Here is a 23,301-nt window from a genome sequence, read left to right as displayed (position 1 = left end):
ATTGACTTATGAAACGCACTATTAAAATTCTCCTAATTCTGTTGACAACTATAACGTTTTTCTCCTGCAAAAAATTTTTAGATGTCCAACCAGAAGACAAAGTCTCCGAATCTGAGTTATACAGTTCCAAAAACGGCATCAGATCCGTACTCAATGGTATCTATTTAGATCTTGCAGGAAACCAGTTATATGGAGATAATCTTACACTTTCTACCATCGAAATCCTCGGTCAGCGCTACAATATTAGTTCTGAGCACAATCAGTATAAGACTTCAACTTATGCCTACAAAGATAAACCAACTGTAGACCGTATGGAGAACATCTGGTCGAATGCATATGCGACCATTTTAAATATTAACGTCTTTTTGGAGAATCTGGATAAATACAAAGGTATTTTGGATCAATCCACAGAAAATAACTATCGGGGGGAGGCAATTGCCATGCGCGCATTCCTGCATTTCGATCTATTACGTTTATATGGCCCTCGATACTCAACGGCAGATTCTACCAAGCAGAGTTTACCTTATTATAAAAACAGTAAAACTGAAGTAAATCCTTTATTACCCGCCAATGAATTTATGGACATCGTATTAGCGGATTTAAACATTGCCGAAACCTTACTTCAAAACGATCCTATTATCACAAAGGGGGTAAACGTTGCCAAACCAGAAGATCTCGTCGATTTTCTAAGCAATAACAGAAATTACAGGCTTAATTATTACGCCGTAAAAGGCCTCAAGGCGCGAGCTTATCTCTATCGTGGTGACAAAGCCAGTGCATTAACTACAGCTAAAGAGGTGATCGCTGCAAGCGACAAGTTTCCATGGACGACTTCCGCCAATGCTTTAGTTGAAAAACAAAATCCCGATCGTGTATTTTCAACAGAAATGCTATTTGGCGTGATGAACTCCCAACTATACAATCGTTATCTAACCTGGTTCGATCCTTCAATTAGTGAAAGGCAAATATTGGCTCCAACGCCAAGTCGCTTAGCAACCGTATATGAAAATAATGAAAATGATTATCGATACAATTTAAACTGGCAGATGCCTTCCAATGGATCAAAACCATATAAAACTTTTCTTAAATACGCAGATGTCGTCGACAAGACCAAAACTTTTCGTTTTAGCGTTCCACTGCTCAAAATAAGCGAAATATATTATATCGCAGCCGAATGTGAGCCCAATACTGCCGACGGAATAGCTCTGCTCAATATAGTCCGCGCCAACCGGGGCTTATTACCTTTGGCAACAACTGTAAACATTTCGACCGAGCTACAAAAAGAGTATCAAAAGGATTTATTCGGAGAAGGACAGCTTTTTTATTACTACAAGCGAAGAAACGTAACCTCCGTGGCCAATGGCTCTGCAACAAGTGGCAACGTAACGATAAACTACAACGTTCCTCTCCCAGACTCTGAATCTATTTATAGACAATAAAATGCTAACCATGAAAAATATACACTACCTATTCCTAGCTTGCGCAACTATTGCTTGCCTCTTTTCATGTGAAAAAGAGCTCCACAAGTATGAAGGAAAACCTACCGTTTATTTTAATGAAACTGCACGGCCCCTCGCCTATTCTTCAGAGGTCCTTAAAGATTCTACAGTGATCTCTTTCAGCCTGATTAAAGGAACAACAGTCGATTCGCTTGTGCATATGGTCATTGCCACAATAGGAAACTCAGTAGATAAAGATCGGCCTTATAAAATAGCCATAAATTCATCTTCTACTGCAATCGAAGGCAAGCACTATCAAATGATAACCAAAGATTTATCGATCAAAAAGAATCAACTTCGGGATACGATATGGCTCAGATTTATGAGAACTCCTGATATGAAGGATCAAAATTTCATACTCAGTTTTGACCTCCTCGAAAATGAAAATTTTTCAGCCGATATGCAGTATAAAGTGACGAACCAGACAACTGGTCAAAAGCTGCATTTTATTAATTATAGATGGTTTATTAATGATATAATAAAAAAGCCGGCGCGTTGGCTGGACTTCTATCTCGGGACTTTTTCCCGTAAAAAACTCAACTTAATGGTTGAAGTCCTTAATGTCGACCCACAATATATGGATACCAATATTTCAATTGCTGAAACATTGGCTTATGGTAAATTTATGCAACGGTATCTGAATGAGCAGAAAGCAGCGGGCAACCTCATCTTAGACGAAGATGGCCAACCGATGAACATGGGTAGTTCCGCGCAATAGCTTACAGACTTAAAATAAAAAAAATGAAAATAAACATCTCATATTCAATTATTAGCTTCTTGATCACATGTATGTTCTTGGGAGGCTGTAAAAAGGATCTTGGAAATTATAATTATTCTCAAATAAATGAATTGGATACGATTACAGAACTACCCAATGAAGTCACTGCCCTTATCGGCAAGGACCTGAAGTTAAACCCCAAAATACAATTTACGCAAGACAGTAAGTTTGTTGAAGATAATTATCAATACCAGTGGGCTTACATTGGCTCCAATGGTCTGGGAGGTCAGGAAATATTCTCACTAAGTGAAGAAAAAGATCTGAACATTAAAATGAATCTCGTTGCAGGAAGCTATCAGGCATATTTTTCAGTCACAGACAAACAGACTGGAATAAAATATACACGTCCTTTCAAACTTAAAGTGGTCAACGAAATCAATGAAGGTTGGATTATGATGAACGAAGCCAATGGAAAGGCCAGAGCTGATATGCTCGTGTTAAATTCATCCAACACCTTTGATGTGTATAACGACATTTTAGCATATACTGGATCGGAGCTCACATTAACAGGCAAACCTGTCATGACCTACACATACGCAACGGGGTTACTGCTCGGACCAGACAAGATCAGCTATGGGCTGTATTTGGGCACAACAACCGGCACAACCAAGGTAGATCCCAATACCTTTAAATGGACAAATACCATGGGACTGTCCTATGAAATGATTGGCACAATTCCAGCCGGATTTTATGCCGATGTAATCCAACAAAGAAATGGCGGATCGTCCTATTTATTAGGTGACGGAAATGCCTACTTTTACGAACGGGCACTCAATATCTTTTACTCGACTCCGATCAATTACATTGCTGCCGAAGAAAAAGGATTTGAGGTAGCCCCTTTCATAGGGGGACGGCATACAGACATCTCCAATCCCATTATATTATATGATAAAACGAATCGAAGATTTGTGCGTCATGTATCCACTGCCTCAACTTGTACTACTCTTTTCGACCCAGAAAAAGATCTTAGGTTATTCAGTTTTAATACAGGTCTAGATATGCTGTATATGCGCTGGATGGCCTACAATGGTGGTGAGATCTTCGCTATCCTAAAAGAGCCCAATGGGTCAAAAAAATACCTTGTGAGGTTCAACGCTGTCAGCACCGCACAAACTTACTACAGCGAAATAATTGGCACAGACATAGATAAAGCAGAACTCTTTGCATTTAACCCCGAATTCGGATACCTATTTTACAATGTTGGTAGTAAAATTTATGAATACGACATGACCTACAAAACCTCCAAACTAATGGTGGACCTAGGGGATAAAAAAATTAGTTATTTGAATTTCTATGAATTCAAAAATACTACAAAATATACTAGTGGGAATAAACTCATGGTAGGCTTTTATAACCCTAGCAAAGCAGATGGTACCGAAGGGAGCTTAAACATTTATAACGTTCCAGGGCTAAATGCAAACATTGTGCTAGATAAATCATATACAGGTTTTGGCCGAATCAAAAGCTTAACTTATCGCGAACGCTAAATGTCAAAATATATTCTTCTTCATACTATTCCCATATATCGATTTGAGGGAATAGTATGAATTTCAACAAGCTTCAGTCCGAAGTGGATTGCGAGCTTGGTCGATAATTAAATAACCATTGTAATACACTAAAGAGATTAAATCATCCTTCAAGCCAATAGGCATAGGGGCGTGATAGAGATTATAAGCGATTTTATGCAATATCTACAAATTAAAAGGTCATTTTTGCTTGGATTATATGCGTTGACAGGATTCTATTGTCACGCGCAATCCGGGACTTCCTTTACTAAAACCCTTTTCCAAACTTTCCAGCAGAAAGACACCGCTTTCATAGCTGGAGAATTGGCCCCCAACTTCTCCATCGCCGGACATACAGATGCTGGAGCCAGATTTCGTTTGAACCAAATTGTTAAAAATTATCCAGTTTCAAAAATTGAAGTTATAACAAAAAAGAAAACAGCAAACGGAACTACCTTGCAATTGAACATCACATCTGGAGCCAATAAACAGCTTAATACAGAGGCATTTATCGACAAATCAGGTAAGTTAGTGCGCCATTCCTTATTTGACCAACTCTATGGTATGCAACGTAAGGAGAAAACAAAATTACGTGCTATTATCCCCTTCGAAAACAAAAACGGCTCCATTTATCTCCAGGTCAAAATCAACGGGTACGAAAAACCATTACGACTATTGTTTGATACTGGAGCGGACGGCATGGCTGTAAATCAACAATTAGCCGATGCTATTGGCCTAAAGGTCACAAGAGAGAATAATGCTTCTGTGGTTGGTGGCAATACCAAAATTCAAGTGTCAGACAATAACAGCATTCTATTAGATACCTTAAAATTAAACGGACAGGGTATTGCGATATTCCCAGAAATGGGTAAAGAAGGGGATGGTATCATTGGTAATTCATTGATTCGTCAATTTATTACCCACATCGATTACGACAAAAACTTAATTTCGCTGTATGATTTTGGAGATTTTCAATATAAAGACAAAGGAACTACCGTTCCGATTACAATGCCCGCGGGAGTAATGATTCTTCCCGGCCAACTTGAAATCATACAAGGCAAAACGTATACAGGACATTTTGTATTCGATACCGGAGCATCCTATGACCTCATCTGTTTCCGTCCTTTTGTACGCCAAAATAAGTTACTTGTTAGTGGATTTAAGCCCGAAGCTCAGGCAGCAACCGTAAGCATGGGCGTCTCTTCACCAACCTTCTCCGGTAACAGTTATCAATTTGCTATTTCACCACTGCCCGCCGTAAAAGGTTTACCCATTACACTAATGGGAGGTAGTTCGGCAAACGAGCAATGGAAGCCAGGATTTGACGGATCCATAGGTGTCCGACTCCTCAGCAGATACAATATCACAATCAATCTAGCAGATAATGAGGTCCATTTTTCACCGAATAAGCTACATACCGCCCCGCAAGACTTTCTGGTAAAAAACTATCAATTTGGATGGGACAATGTTGGTCGGCTGAAAGCTTTAGGAATAATAGGTGCTCTTGAAAACCCCGATGGCTTAAAAGCAGGGACCATAATTCAAAGGATCGACAATTACACCGAAGATCAACTGAAGAAAAAACCGATGCTGATTGAAGAAATAAGACTAAAAGCAAAGGAACAGTCCATTGTCATTACAGTTGCGGACAATAAAACGATTACAATTTAACAACTGAGAGGCCCTAAACATACAATCGCCCAAAACACAGATTAGATGAAAAAAAATATCTTTTATATGGTCGCAACCTGTTGTGGTCTGCTCTTGTCATGCATGTTGTATGCGCAGGAAAAAATAGTTCAAGGAACTTATGCCGATTGTCAAGCGCTGGCAAAAAAAGAGAACAAACTTATCCTTATTGACCTTTACTTTGTCGGATGCATGCCCTGTGCGGAAATGGATAAGCAAGTATTCCCAGACCCTGCTGTGGTCAGTGAACTCAAAGCCAATTATATTCTCTACAAAACCGACGTGATGAAGGAGATGGACGGCAAAAGACTGGCCCGAAAATACGGTGCCCCCGGTTTCCCAACTTATGTTATTGTAAATCCAGATGGAAAAACGCTATTGACCGAATCAGGGTTCTTTGGGGTAGACCGATTTGTCCCCTTGTTAAAAGAAGCCGTTCAGCGCAGCAAATCCGAATTATTTCTAGCCTTTAATAATAGTCTGGACAATAACTATCCAGCGCCCTATAGTGAGCGGTTTATCAAGACTGATGAGAAGCACGATTTTGCAGAATTAGAAGGCTATCTGGATCAACAAAAAGACCTTTTCGGCGAAACAGCATTTTTAGCCAATAGCGTTACCTCATTCCCGAAATACAACGATTGGGTTTACACACACCTACCTCAACTCATCAAGATGTACGGTAGTAATCTACTTCGGAATAAAATTTCAGCAATGGCATCAAAGAAAAGCAAACAATATGGTTCTGCGCAACAGCTGGACAGCTTAGAAAATATGCTCACGTATATTCGTCCAACTTTTAATGACAAATTATGGGATACCTTTTTACCCACGTTTATCTCCAATTATTACACAAGCTCCAAAGATGCCAATACCTATTTGAAATTGATCACGCAATTCAATCTTTATACGACTTGGGATCTTAGAAGCAACGCATTGGGACAAGTCATCATAGACCAAGCAAAGGAGCCTAAAATACTAAATAAAATATTAGCCGAATACCAGCAACAGCAAAGTATGCAGCAACTAGATGTCATCGACAACTACCGCTTGACCTTACTTTATTACTATCTAAAAGACTTTAAAAACGCAACAAAATCTGTGCAAACACTCTTAAACGCTGATCTGTCTAGCTCCAATCATTCCACACTAAAAAAAGAAATACTTGCCTTGAAAGATGCCATAGACAAAAAGAATCCAGATTTATTTCAAGCGAAAGATATCAAGAAAATTATTCCATTTACACTTAGTTAAACCAATTCAATCATGATCAGAAAAACCATTTTATTATTGACGACATTCGTTTCATCGATTGTTGTGTTAGCACAACAACCGAGCAATGTTACCGGAACAACAGATCCTATTAAAGTAAAACGTGTAGGCCTATTCAAAGTACTCAATGGACGACTAAAAGAAATTGCAACAGCTATTCCGGATGCTGCTGGCCGATTTGGATTCCGTTTTACACCAGAGTATGAAGGCTTATATTCGATTGGTAGCGGAACCGCACAAAATCAACAGGGATTATTCCGTTTCTATTTCAAAGGCAGTGAAGAACTCAAGCTAAAATTGACACCGAGTGAATATGAACTTATTGGCAAGAATAGTCCCGAAAATGAGGCCCTTTATCATTGGGACAAACTTTCAAAAAGTTTCCATGATAAAGGAACAACACCGGGAGGTATGAGTACCTATGTAGATTTCTTTCCTGAGGTGGAACAATTCAAAGGAAAACTCGATGGTATCAAAAAAGCAGTTAAAACCGGAAACACAAACTTCGATAAATTCTTCCCTGAAATAGTAGATTACGATTTTGCTTATTATGCCATCTCCTATTTATACATGCCCCGTACGGCACACCCGAGCAAAGAGGAAATGAGCGATTATTATACGCAATTTAATGCTGATCGCTTTCTCACAACTGAGCTTCTTAAATTTCCTTACGGAGATCGCTTCATGAGTAATATGGTGTACAGGAAGTTAGACTTGGCAACGAAACCGACATTTGATCAACAGGTTGCTGCGATAGGTCCCGATGTGCTTAAAGGACAATATGTGCTACAACGTCTCGAAGGAGCACGCTCTTACAGCGACTTTCAAGAAATGAATAATACCTATAGAAAATACTTTACTTTACCTGAGCAGATTGAACGTACAAAGATTGTTGAAGCTAAGCTTGTAGAGACAAAAACTGGTGTACCTGCATTTCAGTTTAGCTATCCGAATATTAGTGGTCAAAAAGTTAGCCTTGCGGACCTAAAAGGTAAAGTTGTTTTAATCGATATGTGGGCAACCTGGTGCGGTCCCTGTCGTGCAGAAGAACCACATTGGGAAAAATTGAACGAGGAATTCAAAAACAAATCAGTTGCTTTTGTTGGGGTTTCCGTTGATCAAGATAAACCCAAATGGGAGGCTTATGTAAAGGAAAAAAACTTAAAAGGTATCCAATTAAACGCAGGATCTGGAAATACCCTATCAGACGCCTATAAAGTCAACTCGATTCCACGCTATATCCTCATCGACAAATCTGGCAACCTGATCTCAGCCGATAGTCCGAGACCAAGCGACCCTAAATTGAAGGCACTACTCGAAGAATGGAGTAAAAAATAAAAACCGAATTACAGCCTACCTATACAAAAAGATCCCAGTAGATAAAACTGGGATCTTCCATTATAAAGTCAGCGTATGAGTCATCTACTCATTATTTAAATACTTAACGAATCATAATCAACCCAACTGAGGATCAGTTTTCGAATGGTTACCCGTTTCTACGCGACCAGCGAACTGACGTATAAATTTGGTTCCCTCAACATGCAGCGTCACATCATACCAACCATGGGTTTTATGAGATTCCACAATCCACTTCGTAGATTTCCCTGCCGCAAGTACAATCGATTTCTTCCATGTACTATAAGCATTATCTTCTACATGTACACGGAATGATTTTTCCCCGTGATTATGAACCTCCAGTACAAGATTACCCGTCAACAAACCTTTCTTCCCGATTTCATAGGTCGCTCCAACAGATAAGGGTTCCTCCTGTCCTTTAAATCCGCGCATAAAACCATTAGGTCCGTACACTGTTAAATCGTAATGGTGATCTTTAAAGTCTGCCAAGTTCCAGTCAAAGCTTAGTTCCTGCCCAGCGACAACTGCAAATGGCCAAAATCTCACACCTTCCTTATAGCTGGGTCCACTATAGACATTAAATGGGCTGTTTAGCGATTTACTACCAAATACCTTATTGCCCGCCTCTAGTGTCAGATGAATCTGATTGTGTTCCTTAGCAAAAGAGTCCTTAACATAAAGCTCGTACGCCAGAGCGTTGGAGTTTTTCTGACCTTTCTCCTGTCTTGCCAACAGCTTCGAATGACCTTTAGACCGCAATCCTGCTACATCCTCTTTCGACCAAACATGAAAATTATTGGGCAATGGTTTCGCTTTCGCCTGATCAATCGCATAGATCTGCTGATTCCGATCAAGGAAAGTCAAATTAACAGCATTCGATCCTTCAGCTTTCCGAAATACCGATGTCAAATCACCTGTGATGGCCCGGCGCCACGAACTGATATTCTCCTCTTTCACATGCTTGCCCAACTTTTTTTCAAAGAAATGCTCCATAAACTGAATCGTCGATGTGATATCGCAAATCTCCGAATTGACCCAACCGCCTTTTGACCAAGGTGACGCTACAATTAAAGGCACCCGGTAGCCCAGCCCCACCGGACCTTCCGTTGCATTACTTTTTTCTTCACCATCGGCAAGCTCCTGGGCTAAACTCACATATTCGCCACTATAATCCAATTCCGGTGAAGTTTTTCCAGAACGATGATCTGCTGGGTTAGGTGCTACAAACGGAGGGATATGGTCAAAATAACCATCATTCTCATCATAGTTCAGAATAAAAATAGTCTTCTTCCAGATTTCGGGATTTTCTGTCAGAATATTTAAAAGCTCCGATACATACCAAGCACCATACATAGGTGCACTCGGATGATCTGAGAAGCTTTGTGGTGCGACAAGCCAAGATACTGCAGGTAACTTCCCAGATTTCACATCATGTCTAAATTGGTGCAAAACATCCCCCTTAGGAACTCTAATCTTTTCACCCTCCTGTGCCACCACGCTTGTCTCACGATAGAAAGAATCACCCTCATTCGTTTGAAAAGCACGTTCATGCAAGGTACGCTGTTCTTTAGGAAGCTGCTGAAAAGCATGATCCGTAAGACGTGCCAAATGTTTTTGGTAGCTATTCAGCTGCTCCTGCTTCTGCTTAAGTTTATTCTGTGTTTTTTGGACACTCTCAGAGCTATTATTCGCTAATGCCTTTTCAAGTTCTTGAATTTCAGCGGGTATTTCTGCCACACGTTTACGCATAAAATCAAGATGGCTTTTCTTGAATTCAATATGATATTGCGCAAACCATTCCAAATTATTGTCTGTAAAATTTCCCAACAGATCCTCACCGTCTAAGCCACTTTCTATACTGACTTCATTTTGGTAGACTTTCCAGGAGATCCCTGCTTCTTCCAGTCGTTCCGGAAAAGTCTTCCAATGTGCCCAACGGTTAAAATAGATATCTGAATTCCGCACCAATGGCTTTGCTCCTTTGTGTGGTACGCAGGTTCCTGTCCAGAAAAAATGGCGATTGGTTGTTGTACCTGTAATGGACGAACAGAAGTGCTGGTCACAAATGGTAAAGGCATCAGCTAACGCATAATAGAAAGGAATATCCTCCCGTGTATAATAACCCATTGTTAGCGGAATTTCTTTCAAGACCTTTCCTCCTGGACGCTTCGCTTCAATCCAGTTATCGTGTTTTCCCTGATTACGGGCTGCCATCTGATTTTCCCAGGAATGTGGTAAATTTCCGGTCCAGGCAGCATTTGAATTTTTGATATCCAGTCGGAACGGCGAATAGGTGTTACCTGCAGCCGACGATTGCAACCATACAGGGTTACCACTAGGCAATTTAATCGCCCGTGGATCATTAAACCCTCGAACCCCACGAAGTGTTCCAAAACTATGATCAAAAGAACGATTCTCTTGCATTAATAATACAATATGCTCGGCATCTAAAAAGGTACTTCCAGTGATCGGTTCAATAGCCAATGCACGTTGTATGGCATCTGGCATAGCACTCTGTAAGCCAAAAACACCAGCTAACAAGGAAGCCTTCTTAATAAAATCTCTTCTGCTATCCATAAATAAATTTGTTATCTCTCTACTAAATTCAATGGTCTAAAGCGAATATATCCATTCGCTGTCGTTTTTAATGTAACGTTTTTAACAAAAATCCCCGCAAACGATTGATCTCATCTACGGGGATTGTTTTTTTCGAAGGACTTATTTCAAAAGCCACATCAATTGGTTGATCTCATCATTGCCTTTATATTGGCGCTGCATTGCCTCGTCCAAATTTGCAGAATTATAATTGTACTCTAATGATGGGTAACGCCACCGCATCGGTATTTTATCCGGTGCGACTGAATTCAAACTTGATGTTGGATTGATTTTCCATTTAGGATAGCCCGTTCTTCTGTAATCATAATATGGAGTCATACGCCCCTGCAAGTAACTGGCTAAATATTTTTGTGTCATAATAGCCTCCAGTTGTGCTTCAAGTACGACCGGAAATTGATTTCCATAAGTTGCTACTGCTGTATTGATGTAGTTGGCATCCAATGGCATATTATGGGTATATTGAGCCGTATTCGGCGTATTATCCGCTATAAATTTCATTGCGGCTTCAATTCCTTTCTTATACCAATTAACGGACGATTCGGCAACCCAGCCCCGTGCGGCAGCTTCAGCTATCACAAAACATAGATGTGCATAACTGTATTGTTGTGTTGGTTCACCACTAACTAGTTCCGTATAACGGTCATTCAATTTAGAATAATCATTTTTCTTCTTTAACTCAGCAATTTCACTAAAGGAAAGAGAAGGATCTGTCCCTATGTACGCGCTAAAATCATTAGACTGTTTGCCGTTTGTGATCTGTAATGCGGAAGGATTCGCATAATAAAACAATCTTCTATCTTGATATTGTTTCAATCGGTCAATAACCTCTGTCGAAACAATAGGATAAATAACAAAGCTATTACTAATCTTATAGAAAGGATAAGTTTGGCTGGCTTTGTCCTCATGAACGACCTGAAAATTATCTGCATTACTACCAAAGATCGGTTTACTGGTCAAGATTGATTTAAAACGATCTTTTATCTTTAGATCGGCATCACTTTCTTTTTTGCTTAATTGAATAAGAACATTTAATGCAAAGCTGTTTACCAATTTGCGCCATTTCGTGATATCTCCAGCGAACAATGGATCACCATCAAATTTTTCACCTTCCGAAAAGAGCTTATCTGCAAGCTCCAACTCGTTCAAAATACCCAGAAAAACATCTTTTTGAGTATCATATTTAGGGAAATAAACTTTATCCGTTTCCCCTTTTAATGCATCTTTATAGGGAATATCTCCAACACTCATTGTCCCCTCGTAAAACTTCATGGCACGAGCAAAATACATCAGACCATTATATGAGTTCTTGAGTTTTTCACTTGTTGCAAACTCTCCCATAAAATGAGCATCGTTGATCGAAGTCATCGAGATATCCCATTCGCCGAGGCTATTGTATTGATACCCCTCTGTTAATTCTGTCCAAGCAATCTCTTTGGTAAGCATATAAGGCTGCATAAAACCTTTAGTTGAGGACTGGCGTGCCAAATTTAATATTATACGAGTAGCCAACATGGAAGGTTTAACAACCGATGGTGTCTCAGGATTGGTATTGATCTCATCAAATTTGGAACAACTTGTCGACATCACCAAAGTACCAAGGGTGATATACGTCAATAATCTTTTCATGTTCATATTTGTCATGTAATTTTTAAAAAGTAAGGTTAATATTGAAACCAATGTAACGCATCGATGGTGAACTTAAATCTTCAGATCCAACATCCGGATCTGAGAAACGGAACTCTTTGGTCCACAACAATAAATTTTGCCCAGTCAAACCGACACTGGCGCGTTTCGCTTTAAACTTCGAAGCGATCTTATCGGGCATTCGGTAACTAAGCGACAATTCACGAAGTTTAATGAATGTTTCGTCCCAATAATTCCATCGGCCTGAATAGGCTCGTTTGTAATACCCCTCATATGAAACCACTTTATCATTTGGAGCAAATACACGTGTATCCTCTGTAATCTGACCGTATTTATCATAGGTCACACTACCGGAAACAATTTTAACACCCGGAGCGATAAAGGTTTTATTGCCATTAACCACCTCCTCATAACGGTATGGTGTATCTGAATCAGGATGAGAACCTGTCTGCCATAAACGACCATTCATTGTTGAGTAGGACATCCCTTTAATTCGACCATCTAGGCTAAAACCAAATGAGAAGTCTCTATAACGAAACTGATTTGAAAAACCCCAAAACCATTTTGGCGCAGTATATCCTATTAATTGATTGGCATACTGAGCTGAAATTGGCATCCCAGAACTATTTAGTATCATCTGTCCATCCGGAGAACGCTCCCAATCCTTATATTCGATATAATCGGCCCGCAATCCTTCCTTAACATATAATGCATCTTTTGAATATTGAGGATCTAACTTGTGGAAATAGCGCATGTTCTGAGAAAGGTTCATCGTAATATCCCATTGGAAATTTTCACGCTTAATCGGTGTACCTCCCAATGTGATTTCATGCCCTTTAGTCATCTCCTCTTCCTTTGTATTTATCAAGCGCTCCTCAAATCCTGTAGTTTTTGAAATCTTAGCTTTGACAATCTGATTGTGTAATAAACGATAGTAGCGGGTATAATTACCATACAACCGATTGTTCAATACCGCGAAGTCAAACCCGAACTCCGTCAAATCGCGTTGCGTAGGTGAAATCGAATAGTCTTTGATAATATTCGGATAGGAGGCTGTTGGCAAGCCATTCCAAACATTGCTTGTAACCGTAAAAGTTGAATTTATCTCATATGGATTCAGTACAGATTTTGTAATAGCCCAAGATCCCCGTACTTTGAACATGTCCAACCAGAGAGGCTTTGATGGAAGTAGGTCCGTAACAACAACACTTCCTGAAACTGAAGGATAAAAATAAGAGCGATGATCCTTCGTTAACGTTGATACCCAATCATTACGTCCAGTAGCTTCCAAAAAGATCGCATTTCGCCAAGACAAAGAAAGACGTCCATAAAGGCCATTCCGCATTTCTTTAACACGCGACTCAACCGCTTTTGCCGGATCGATTGAATTCCGTAATGAATAAAATCCTGGAATTGACAAACCGTTAACCGTATTCGCGATCAAATTATTATCCTTGCTATAGAAAATAGACCCCCCTAATAATCCATCAACTCCCCAGTCGCCAAAATTTTTCTTGGCAGTAAAGATCGCATCATTCGTCGTCGCAAAGCCATCATAATCGGCTTTCATATACTTCCCTTTACTATCAAATCCACCAAAATCTTCAAATCCGCCCCGTGTTCCATATATTCCGATCGGATTTTGCTGAGTCCTTGACTTGCCATAATAATCATAACCAGATCGCACCATGAATTTCGCCCAATCGTTAACCTTATAATTCAAGGTAACAGCAGCATTCACCTTATTGACTAATTCGGGAGTAGTTTTTTCGTGCGCGATCAAGTATGGATTGTCATACCATCCTTTATACATCCAATTTTGAGACTGGTCTTTCACCAGCCAATAGTCTTTGTAATCTTTCAAATTATATTCAGGGCCGGTCCACACTAAGATATTATAGATGTATCCTTGATCATTATAGCCAGAACCAAAATTATTAGAGGAAGAACTTCGGTTATACCCAAGCCTAGTTTCCAAGTCAAATTTCTCGCTGATCTTGGTTGTTCCTGTCACCGAAATATTTGTCAGGTTCAACTTTTGATTGGGGTACTGTCCTTTATTATAAATATGATTAATGGATGTTCTTATGCTTCCATGGTCCCCTTGATTAGTAAAGCTGACTGTATTGTTGGTGATGAAGCCTGGTTCCAGAAAGTTTTTAAAATTGTCCTTACCCCTTGACGTAAGCTCACTTACTTCATACTGTTTGCTAATTGGATTCCATTGTTCGGCAGTTCGGCCAATATCCAACTTATCCCCCCAGACATAATCATCATTGTTAAATTTTCCGGACTCGCCCGAAGAATAGCTATGCTGTACCTCAGGCAACGCAAGATAGCCTGAAAAGAACATATTATTGGTATTCACCGTAATCTCCGTTCCTTTCTCTGCTAGACCTTTTTTGGTCGTGATCATGATTGCTCCTCCTTGTCCCTTACTTCCATAAAGGGCGGTAGCGGTAGCTCCTTTCAAGACGGTCATATCCTGGATATTGTCGACAGGGACATCCCTGAGGTCCATATTTTCGTAAGCTACGCCATCAATGACCAAAATAGGTGTCAGTCCACGTACTTCGATTTGTGGTGTTTTGTTAAATTCTGTACTATTCATAACACGTACACCAGAAATACGTCCGGTCAATGTGGTTCCGACATCCACTCCTTTCACACGAGTCAAATCTTCTCCCTTCACACTTTGAGTTGAATACCCCAAAGCCCTTTGCTCTCTTTTTATTCCCAACGCTGTAACAACAACCTCTTCCAATGCTTCGGAAGATTTGGCTAGTTTAATAGTCCCTGCTTGTGTCGACAAAATTTCAACACTTTCATACCCTATATAGGAAATTTGGAGGATCGCATCGTCAGCAGTATCTGGCAGTTTGAAAACACCGCTTCCGTCGGTAGTTACAGCAATGGCAGTCCCTTTAACCCGTACGGTCACACCAGCAATAGGCTGTCCCGTTTCTTGGTCGACAACCTTACCTCGGATCTCTTTGGCGGCGTTAGAAACTGGCTTGTCGTTTTTCACCTTAGTATCGTTGCCGGTTTTTCTCGATATCACATAAAGCTTCTCATCAATTTTTTTGACCTCAAGATTTCCGTCTGAAATTGTCTGGATAAATTGAACAATTTGCTCCTTTTTCAATTTATCAAGGTCAGCGGCTTCATTGATCTTTTGGTTCGAGATCGAAGCGTCATAACCAAATTTGACGTTGAATTTCTGTTCCATCCGCGTGAGGATTTTCCCGATCCCTTCACTGGTAGAAAATTGTGAGGCCATGGTATGAAGTGCGAGCGACTGTAAGAGCAGCGCACTTCCCATAAGTTTTAAATAGTAATTGGTTCTTTTCATAAATTACTTTTTATGGATAATTGTTTGATTAAATGCAGTATTGAGCATCTTGAGAGACTTTTCCAAATCGCTAGCCGGTAGATAACCGGTATAACTTTCAGTCCGGAAAGAATCGATTAATTCGAGATGACTGTCAGGATAAAGATTATTTAGATCGGCTACGATCTGCGTGAGTGGAACTTGATTAAATGACAAAAGATCACTTTTCCAGTTCGATGCAGTGCTCGTATCCGCTTTGGATATATCAAATTGCTTGTGTTGCTTATCATAGGCGACTTTCTCACCGGGACTAACAACAGAATATTGTCCGGCACGTGAGACCCGTACTTTACCATGATTCAACACCAGGCTGCTACGTCCTTCAGAACAATTTAAATTAAATGCTGTACCCAATACACGTACATCAAAGTCGCCAGAATTGGCAATAACAAAAGGTTGCTCCGGGTTCCTCGCTACCTCAAAAAATGCTTCCCCAGAAAGCTTTATCCGACGTAAACTGTCTGTATCGAAATCTGACAACAATTCAATCTCTGCCCCTTGTCGAAGAGAAACATGTGTACCATCTGGCAATATAAGGCGCTTAACAAATTTTGTCGGATTGGAATAATAAACAATTTCAGAAGCTGTCGTCCCATGTTGTTCCTTAAATTTAAATTGGAATAGGCAGGCGAGACCGATCAACAGTAAACAGGCGGCTACAGAAATGACAGACCAACGCCTTTTCCAAATAGGTATTACTGGCTGAGTCAACGAGGTCCCTGTGATCGTAAAGAAGATATCCTCGGAAGTTGTTTTATTTAGTTCACAATCGCGATCGTCCAGCGCAACGACTTCCTCCACACCTGGAAGTTCATCCCTGTCACAAGATGTCAGTAAATCAAGAAATATGGCGTTTTCCTCGGGACTAAGTTCTCCCTTAAGGAATTTTTTATATAAAGCAGCTATTTTGGAATTCATCATCTATGCCCATCTTTAAATACATATACGTACCTAGATGACCGAAAGACGATGCGGCTCTAAAAAATATTTAAAAAAATCAATAGGGCTATTGAAATCTCAAAATGATCAATAATATATTGCCGAACGAACTTATTGCCTTTGACCAATTGATCACGGACGGTATTAACGGAAATCCCAAGCCTATCTGCAATTTCCTGATTATCCAAAAACTCTTCTTTACTCAAAAGAAAAATTTCGAGTCGCGCTTTTGGGAGTTTTGAAATAGCCTCACGATAAACTCGCTCCAAATCTTTAAACCGAATAGCTTCCTCATTCGAATTGTCTACCAATTTGGTCTGATCGATATCTGAAGCTTGAAATTGGAATCTGATCTTTTGTTTCCGCAATTCGTCAAATACAAGGTTTCGGGCAATCGTATAGAGGTAAGACTGCGGATTTTTATTCCCGTCTAATTCCGCCCATTTTTTCCAAATTCGGGAGAATGTTTCCTGGACTAAATCCGCAGCAGCTGGTTCTTCTTTCAGATGTAAATAAGCATATTTATAGACTTTGTCCTTATACAACAAAAAGAAGGTTTTAAAATCCAGGGCATTATTATTTTCAATAGGCATTCTTCATCACATATAATTGATCCTACAAGTTTAGTGAGAATTTTTTAAAATATGCCCATGAAATGCGTAGGATGTGCGGCATGTAAGCTCAAGCTCAACAAGTGATAACAATTTAGTTATAATCAATTTATATTAAATTAACACATATGCATGGATGGGGTATTCGATCAACAAAATAATGGCCAGGAGACCACGCAATCTTCTATAGCAAAGAATAACCTGACTTAAATACATAAAAAAATTCCATGACATGTATGCCATGGAATTTTTATTTATTTCTATTGATTACAATACTGCTTACTATTTTAATAACGGAAATGGCCCCAAGAAGTAAGTTCCTCGTTTATAAAAACGGAGAAAGAAATCAAGTACCGCATCGTCCACTGGAAAGAAGAACTGTTTATCTACCTCCGCCTTAAATAGATTAACATAGTACTTCGGCAACTCGCTTGGGAAAAAATCTTCAACCAAAAGATTCAAAAAATACCGTGCATAAGGTACCTCACTTTGATCATCTTTCTCTACAAAGTTGTTATTCTTTAATGGAAAAAATTCCGCTATACCGCCAAAAACTTCTAAACCCGTTTTTGGATTAAAGAATACCGTAACTTGGGCATCTTCCGTAAGATCCAAATTTGATTCTGGAAGTGGAGATTCTTCTTTGCTCGGATATTTTTGTTGATACTTCTTAAAGAAATCTGTTGCAAATTCCTTCACTTCTTTTCCTTCCATAAACGCAACAGCCGCCTTATGCTCTGACTGGAACAATTTTCCCATATCTTTCAGCTGCTTTTCCGTTTTCTTCAAGCTCTTATCCTTACCATTCAAGGCCTCAATGCGATAAGTCATCTCATACTGCTCCGGTAAATCAAAATTTACCTCGTCGGTATTCACAACGGTCATGATTCCAGAGAGATTCCAAGCATCTTTCCATGGCACAATTTCCATATAGAAAGATAAGGTTTCCGTAGGTTCAACAAATTGCTGTATAGAGTCCTTAAAGATTTTAAATGCTGTCTTTGTACCGATATGTTTTACATGCACATAAAGCTCGTCCGCTTTTACATATTCAAAAAAACTATTAATACGATTACCTAAAGTTTTGACAATACCATATAGCGCATGTTCTTTGCCAACCACCTCAGCTACAAATTCAGATGCCTTCAATGCAAACAGATGCAGTCTGTAATTATTGAAATGGTTATCTCGAACGCGATAGATCATCTGTTGTAACTGATTCTGATCGTGCTGATATCGCCCTATCTCCGCAACTTGCATCAAATGATTGAGATTGGTGTTATATTCACCCGCTGTCAGGTAATTTGTGGCAACAAGCTTTTCAATAAAATTACGGACTTCAAAATAGTTCGCCCCTTCGTTCAAAACATATTCTAGTTTTAACTTTTCATTTTCAGGAGCAACTTCATAATGTTCTTCCAAGATCGAATAAGCCAAATCTGTAACCAATTGGATCAAACGACCACGGGGATCAATAAATAAATGTGGATTACGTTCACTGAAAAATAACCAGGTCAATACAGCAATATCTTCACTATTAATATCCTCAGCATAATAATCCGTTAGGTCATTATCATTATAAAAAGGCAAAAGTTGATTGTATAGTTCTGTATGGATCGTTCTAAAAGCAGCAAAAATTCCTGTTTTCGCAATAACGTCCTCTAAGTAACACGTTAGATAGATACTCAATGTCTTTAAAGCATCGGTATGGATGAGATCATTTGTCTCTTGCTCCTCAAACCATAGTGTAGATAAACTATCATTGATTTCATTTGCAACGCGTAAGTAATAACTATCTATTTCGTTTGTTTTTTGATAAGTATGGTGTGCTATCCAGTCTTGAATAAAAAATTCTGTTTCCTCTCATATGAAAAATGCTAAAACCAAAAGTAGCCAAATTTTCGAAATATCCATACGGGCAAAACACAAACGCGGACGAAAATAATATCCATGAGTTAAAGCAACCGCAAACAGCAAATAACACCCAAGAATCCCTCGTGAAATTCTAAAATACGTCCTTACTGCAAAGAAGACTAACTGGACTAAAAGCAGGCGGTATCCGCCAGGAAAGATAAAAATTGTCACAAAAAAGAGATACCTAAAAAAGTATCTCTTTTTCCAATGAATATATTTTGATGTTAGCCAGTAGCAATTACATTCTTACTACTTCCCAAATGGTCTTGCAATGTCGGATTCAATATGGTACATGTTTTGAGTAAATCACGTACAGGATATTTAGCCACCACATCTTCCAAAGCGGCCAAATGGCGTTCATGATGTGCGTCTGACCCCACAAAATCATACATCCCAGATTTAATCATCGTCAAAGCTGCCGATTTCACCTCAACACCATAATACCGACTGATAGACAACAAGTTTAGCTGCAACATGCAACCGGCATCCTTAATCTGTTTATACATATTAAAGTTATAATGGTAATAATTATAACGTTCTGGATGCGCTAAAATAGGTTGATAACCGAGATTTTGTATATCCAATATCGTTTGAAATAGCGCTTTGGATTCTTGTAAATAGGACATCTCTATAAGCACATAACCACCGGGCATAACACAGAGTTCATTTGATCCGATGAGATTCACGATCCCGTCATCAATCATATGTTCAGCTGCAGCATGAATTTCCGGCATATTAGGCATCCCAGCCATACCAGCTAGTAATTTGTCCTTAGCAGCATCAATCGTACGAATCGAATTTGGATGTACACCATCCATAATATGTGGTGTACAGATAAATTTCTCGAAGCCCATTCGGCCAAGCCCTTTCAACAATACTAATGATTGTTCAATTGATTGACTTCCATCATCTATTCCAGGAAGGATATGGTTATGCATATCCACCTCCAAGAAGGCCAATTTACCGACAACCTTTACTTTTGAATCCTGAGTTTTGTTTCCAAACAGTTTTGAAAATATCCCCATATCGTGATATATAAATCGTTTAGTTATTTTGTTTTCCCTGCGAATAATTAAACACCAAAAGTACGACAAACACAGTAAACGATCTTAATATTATTTTAACATTATAAAAATATAACCATAATATTACAAAAGAAAACCAAACAATAGTGCAATAAAATTGTTCAGTACCCTCCTTTAGTTACTTTTTATTTAATTCCGCCAAAATTTGATCGAGTAAATAACTGATCGCACCATCACTGGTCTGCGGCAATCTTGTCGACATTTCAACCTCAGCACGGTTACCAACCACACCTTTGGAAGTAATTGCGGTACTGCCATATTGATTGAGTTGCGCCAGTGTTCCTTCCCATTGTTTATCAGGTGCAACCCCCATTTCCTTTAACATTGTCGGTAACTTTTGTAGGTCAATAGCCGCAGACATCTTGTTTTGCTTCATCAGTTTTACAAAATCTTTATTTCCCGGAGCATTCATCTTATTCTGACGGATATCATTTAGAGACAATGAATCATTACTGACCATTACAAGGTCTTCTTTCAAGAGAACATACATTGGAAAATCCTTGGCTTTCTGTTTTGAAAACGAATAAATACCGTCATAGACCTGCCCAACTTGCTTTGAAACAGCCATGTCCAAGCCTTTTTTTATCAGACGTTGATCCTTTGATGTGAACATCCAAATAAATACTGGAAGTGTTTCTTCCTTCGTCTTTTTCACTTCGGTTGCATTGTAATCATCGTCGTAGGTGTAATCGATATAGTCTTTTTTGAACTTCCGAAGACCGTTCACGACAACCAAATGGTCTCCTGGCATCACCTGGGCAATGGCCTTTTCATCTAGCGCTATTTCGAGAGCCATCAGTCCCCATTCTACAACATCCTGTTGAGGCCCCAACAAACCGCTATAATATTTTGCCATATAAGCAGGCATCTCTCTCAGATAAGCCTCCGAATTAATATTCACATTAAAAAAACCTAAGGTTTTATCCGTTAAATATTTACTGAACTTCGAATTAGGTTTTCGCGCATACATTCTTTTGGTCATCTCAGCAAGGGCCTTATCTAAACCCACAGATCCCTTTAATTTCAGCACATTCCCCTCTTGCACTAAATCCAATAGACCGTCTTGATAACCGGTCTTGAACTTATCCAGTTTGATCCCCATGTAATAATAAGGAAGAGAGGTGGTATAAGGCAATAGACCACGATATAGATCCTCTACATGAGGAACATACAATCGAATAAGTCCCAGATTTTTTAGAACTTTCTCCTGATCTGAAATTGACAGGGACTTATGATTTCCTGAAAGCAAACGGGTAACCTCATTCAACAACCATTTATCGCGTAAGCCGTTACGAATAGAATCGTTTTTCCGATTTTGATCTTCATAGGCCGTATAAAGTGAATCATAATAACTAGGATCATGTATTTCTGCCGCTTCATCCATCGCAATATCAGCAACAGGTGGCAGTACTTCCGTAGCACCTACTATCGTATCAGGCTCCACAGCTATCGCAACCGGTGGGGATACCGGTACAGCTAGATTTTCATCTGCATCCCAGACTACGGCAACCGAATCCACAGCGGCTACAGTTGTATCTGCCCAAGCATCTTCGTCGTCGGCTGGACGTGCAACGTAATCCACCTTTTTGATTCCATAACGACTAGCGATCGAATCATTATCCAAAAAGGTGGTATTTGTCGTCGCCGAAATAAATCGAGCAATCCGATCGTTATACACCAACATACTGCCGGCTTTGAGACCTATGCTCGTATAACCATTGGCAAATGCCTGGGGTTCTCCCGCCTCATGAAGCAGTTTCTCAAATTGCCCCTTGTTGTTCAAGGAAAATATAAATTCCGTAAAACTGATACTATCGGTCTTTCTGGTATAAAAATAGGCCGTCTGGGATAGGTCTACTCCTAAATTTTTAATATCATTGCTCGCTGAAATTCCTGATTTTTCAAAAAAACCTGCTTTCTGAAGCAATTCGTTCAGCTTATTTGCATTAGCCTTCTGTACAATATCTTTTACGTTAAAGGCCGCAATCATTTCTGCATCTTCAGGGATCTGTTTGATCAAGTCCTGCGCCTTTACACTTGTCCCAAAAGACAAACAGGCTAATCCTACCAGTATAAATTTTGATTTCATCTTATAAATAATTTTTCAGCTACACCCAACCTACTCTATAGAAGCGCTTTCAGCAACTAAATATGGCCCTGGTTTCACCAATGTTATTAGGTTATTTTGTTAATGTGATTTTATTTGCCAAACTCGATTTACCATATACCAAATCCATAAAAGGTAGCTTTAGCAAGACCCCTTTCTTATTTCCGGCAACCTTTGCCAGGCCATTTACCTGAGATGCTATCGGTTTTTCAAAACGAATAATCTGCGTATAGAATGCATCTGCAAACTGGGTCGTATTATCGCTTCCCAGCTGATTGAATTTTGTCTTCCAGTCAGCAGAAGCCACAAATTTGCGTTCAAACACATTGCTTTGCGCGTTATAATAATAGCGGTTTGAATTCGATATCTTCGCTTTAAATCGATTTGCCAATATATCTGAAAAGGCATTCAACGATTCTATCTGACTAAAGTCACATGAAATATTAACGATATAATTGGTAAAATCTGTGCTGTACTGTACATTAGAAATACCTTTAGTCTGCTTGAGCAGCTGAACAGCAGATCGAATTTCTTTCTCCATGTCGGCTTGAGAAGGGATCTGGATTCCCTTGATACTTTTCATCTTCATTAAAGAAGCTACCTTGGTTTTGCTTTTACTTAAATTCAATGTCGCTGCAATATGCCCAGAACCATTCGTTTTTAAGTCGATCTGCTCAACAAAATCAAAGCAGCTCGATAATGTCAACGCCATTACAACGGCACAGATTATCGTATAAAATCTTTTCAATTTTCCTTTCACTTTAAGTACTTCTTCCATTACAACGTTGTAACGATTAATAATTTGTCAAATCAATATATGTTTTGACATGAACAGCAAACATTGTGCTATTTTTTTCCTATTGACAAATTTATTAAAAACGAGAATGCAGTTTAC

At 39.3% G+C, this 23,301-nt stretch carries 15 protein-coding genes; 6 read left to right on the top strand and 9 right to left on the bottom strand.

The genetic code is table 11. The features are described 5' to 3' along the window. Window positions 1-8 precede the first annotated feature (8 nt). From BV902_RS03110 to BV902_RS03085, 6 genes are all read left to right on the top strand, one after another. Window positions 9-1,439 (top strand): RagB/SusD family nutrient uptake outer membrane protein, encoded by a 1,431-nt coding sequence (locus tag BV902_RS03110; protein WP_075990741.1) that lies wholly within the window; start codon window positions 9-11, stop codon window positions 1,437-1,439. 10 nt (window positions 1,440-1,449) lie between these two features. Further along, the gene (locus BV902_RS03105; protein ID WP_172840637.1) at window positions 1,450-2,217 is read left to right on the top strand and encodes a DUF4843 domain-containing protein; all 768 of its coding nucleotides are present in this window, start codon (window positions 1,450-1,452) and stop codon (window positions 2,215-2,217) included. A gap of 23 nt (window positions 2,218-2,240) precedes the next feature. Continuing rightward, window positions 2,241-3,764, top strand: a complete 1,524-nt coding sequence (locus tag BV902_RS03100; protein ID WP_083663459.1) for a PKD-like family lipoprotein — start codon at window positions 2,241-2,243, stop codon at window positions 3,762-3,764. Between the two features lie 195 nt (window positions 3,765-3,959). Beyond that, on the top strand, window positions 3,960-5,453 hold the full coding sequence (locus BV902_RS03095; protein ID WP_075990738.1) for a retropepsin-like aspartic protease: 1,494 nt from the start codon (window positions 3,960-3,962) through the stop codon (window positions 5,451-5,453). A 45-nt stretch (window positions 5,454-5,498) separates the two neighbouring features. Further along, window positions 5,499-6,725 carry a thioredoxin family protein gene (locus tag BV902_RS03090; protein WP_083663458.1) on the top strand — a complete coding sequence of 409 codons (1,227 nt, stop codon included), beginning with the start codon at window positions 5,499-5,501 and terminating at the stop codon, window positions 6,723-6,725. Between the two features lie 12 nt (window positions 6,726-6,737). Beyond that, window positions 6,738-8,081 carry a TlpA family protein disulfide reductase gene (locus BV902_RS03085; RefSeq protein WP_075990736.1) on the top strand — a complete coding sequence of 448 codons (1,344 nt, stop codon included), beginning with the start codon at window positions 6,738-6,740 and terminating at the stop codon, window positions 8,079-8,081. Window positions 8,082-8,198: 117 nt separating this feature from the next. On the opposite strand, the gene BV902_RS03080 is transcribed toward BV902_RS03085, so the two are convergent. The 9 genes from BV902_RS03080 to BV902_RS03040 all read right to left on the bottom strand — a co-directional run bounded on the left by BV902_RS03080 (window position 8,199) and on the right by BV902_RS03040 (window position 23,184). Continuing rightward, complete coding sequence (locus BV902_RS03080; RefSeq protein ID WP_075990735.1) at window positions 8,199-10,676, bottom strand: phosphocholine-specific phospholipase C; 2,478 nt, start codon at window positions 10,674-10,676, stop codon at window positions 8,199-8,201. Between the two features lie 141 nt (window positions 10,677-10,817). Further along, entirely contained in the window at window positions 10,818-12,341 is a 1,524-nt protein-coding gene (locus tag BV902_RS03075) for a SusD/RagB family nutrient-binding outer membrane lipoprotein (RefSeq protein WP_237241931.1), read from the bottom strand. A 22-nt stretch (window positions 12,342-12,363) separates the two neighbouring features. Next, window positions 12,364-15,711 (bottom strand): SusC/RagA family TonB-linked outer membrane protein, encoded by a 3,348-nt coding sequence (locus tag BV902_RS03070; RefSeq protein WP_075990734.1) that lies wholly within the window; start codon window positions 15,709-15,711, stop codon window positions 12,364-12,366. A 3-nt stretch (window positions 15,712-15,714) separates the two neighbouring features. Continuing rightward, a complete protein-coding gene (locus tag BV902_RS03065) occupies window positions 15,715-16,671 on the bottom strand; it encodes a FecR family protein (protein WP_083663456.1) in 957 nt (318 codons plus the stop codon). Between the two features lie 56 nt (window positions 16,672-16,727). Beyond that, window positions 16,728-17,282, bottom strand: coding sequence for an RNA polymerase sigma factor (locus tag BV902_RS03060; RefSeq protein ID WP_075990732.1), 555 nt, complete (start codon window positions 17,280-17,282; stop codon window positions 16,728-16,730). Between the two features lie 300 nt (window positions 17,283-17,582). Beyond that, window positions 17,583-19,145: a DUF3843 family protein gene (locus tag BV902_RS03055; protein ID WP_083663455.1), complete on the bottom strand. Its 1,563-nt coding sequence runs from the start codon at window positions 19,143-19,145 to the stop codon at window positions 17,583-17,585. 293 nt (window positions 19,146-19,438) lie between these two features. After that, complete coding sequence (locus BV902_RS03050; protein ID WP_237241929.1) at window positions 19,439-20,239, bottom strand: tyrosine-protein phosphatase; 801 nt, start codon at window positions 20,237-20,239, stop codon at window positions 19,439-19,441. 178 nt (window positions 20,240-20,417) lie between these two features. Further along, window positions 20,418-22,388, bottom strand: a complete 1,971-nt coding sequence (locus BV902_RS03045) for a DUF4836 family protein (RefSeq protein WP_075990730.1) — start codon at window positions 22,386-22,388, stop codon at window positions 20,418-20,420. Between the two features lie 91 nt (window positions 22,389-22,479). Next, entirely contained in the window at window positions 22,480-23,184 is a 705-nt protein-coding gene (locus BV902_RS03040) for a hypothetical protein (RefSeq protein ID WP_075990729.1), read from the bottom strand. Between the last annotated feature and the right edge of the window lie 117 nt (window positions 23,185-23,301).

Source organism: Sphingobacterium sp. B29, assembly GCF_001952815.1.
In the GTDB taxonomy this organism is placed as follows: Bacteria; Bacteroidota; Bacteroidia; order Sphingobacteriales; family Sphingobacteriaceae; genus Sphingobacterium; species Sphingobacterium siyangense.
This window is presented reverse-complemented; position numbering and strand designations above follow the sequence as displayed.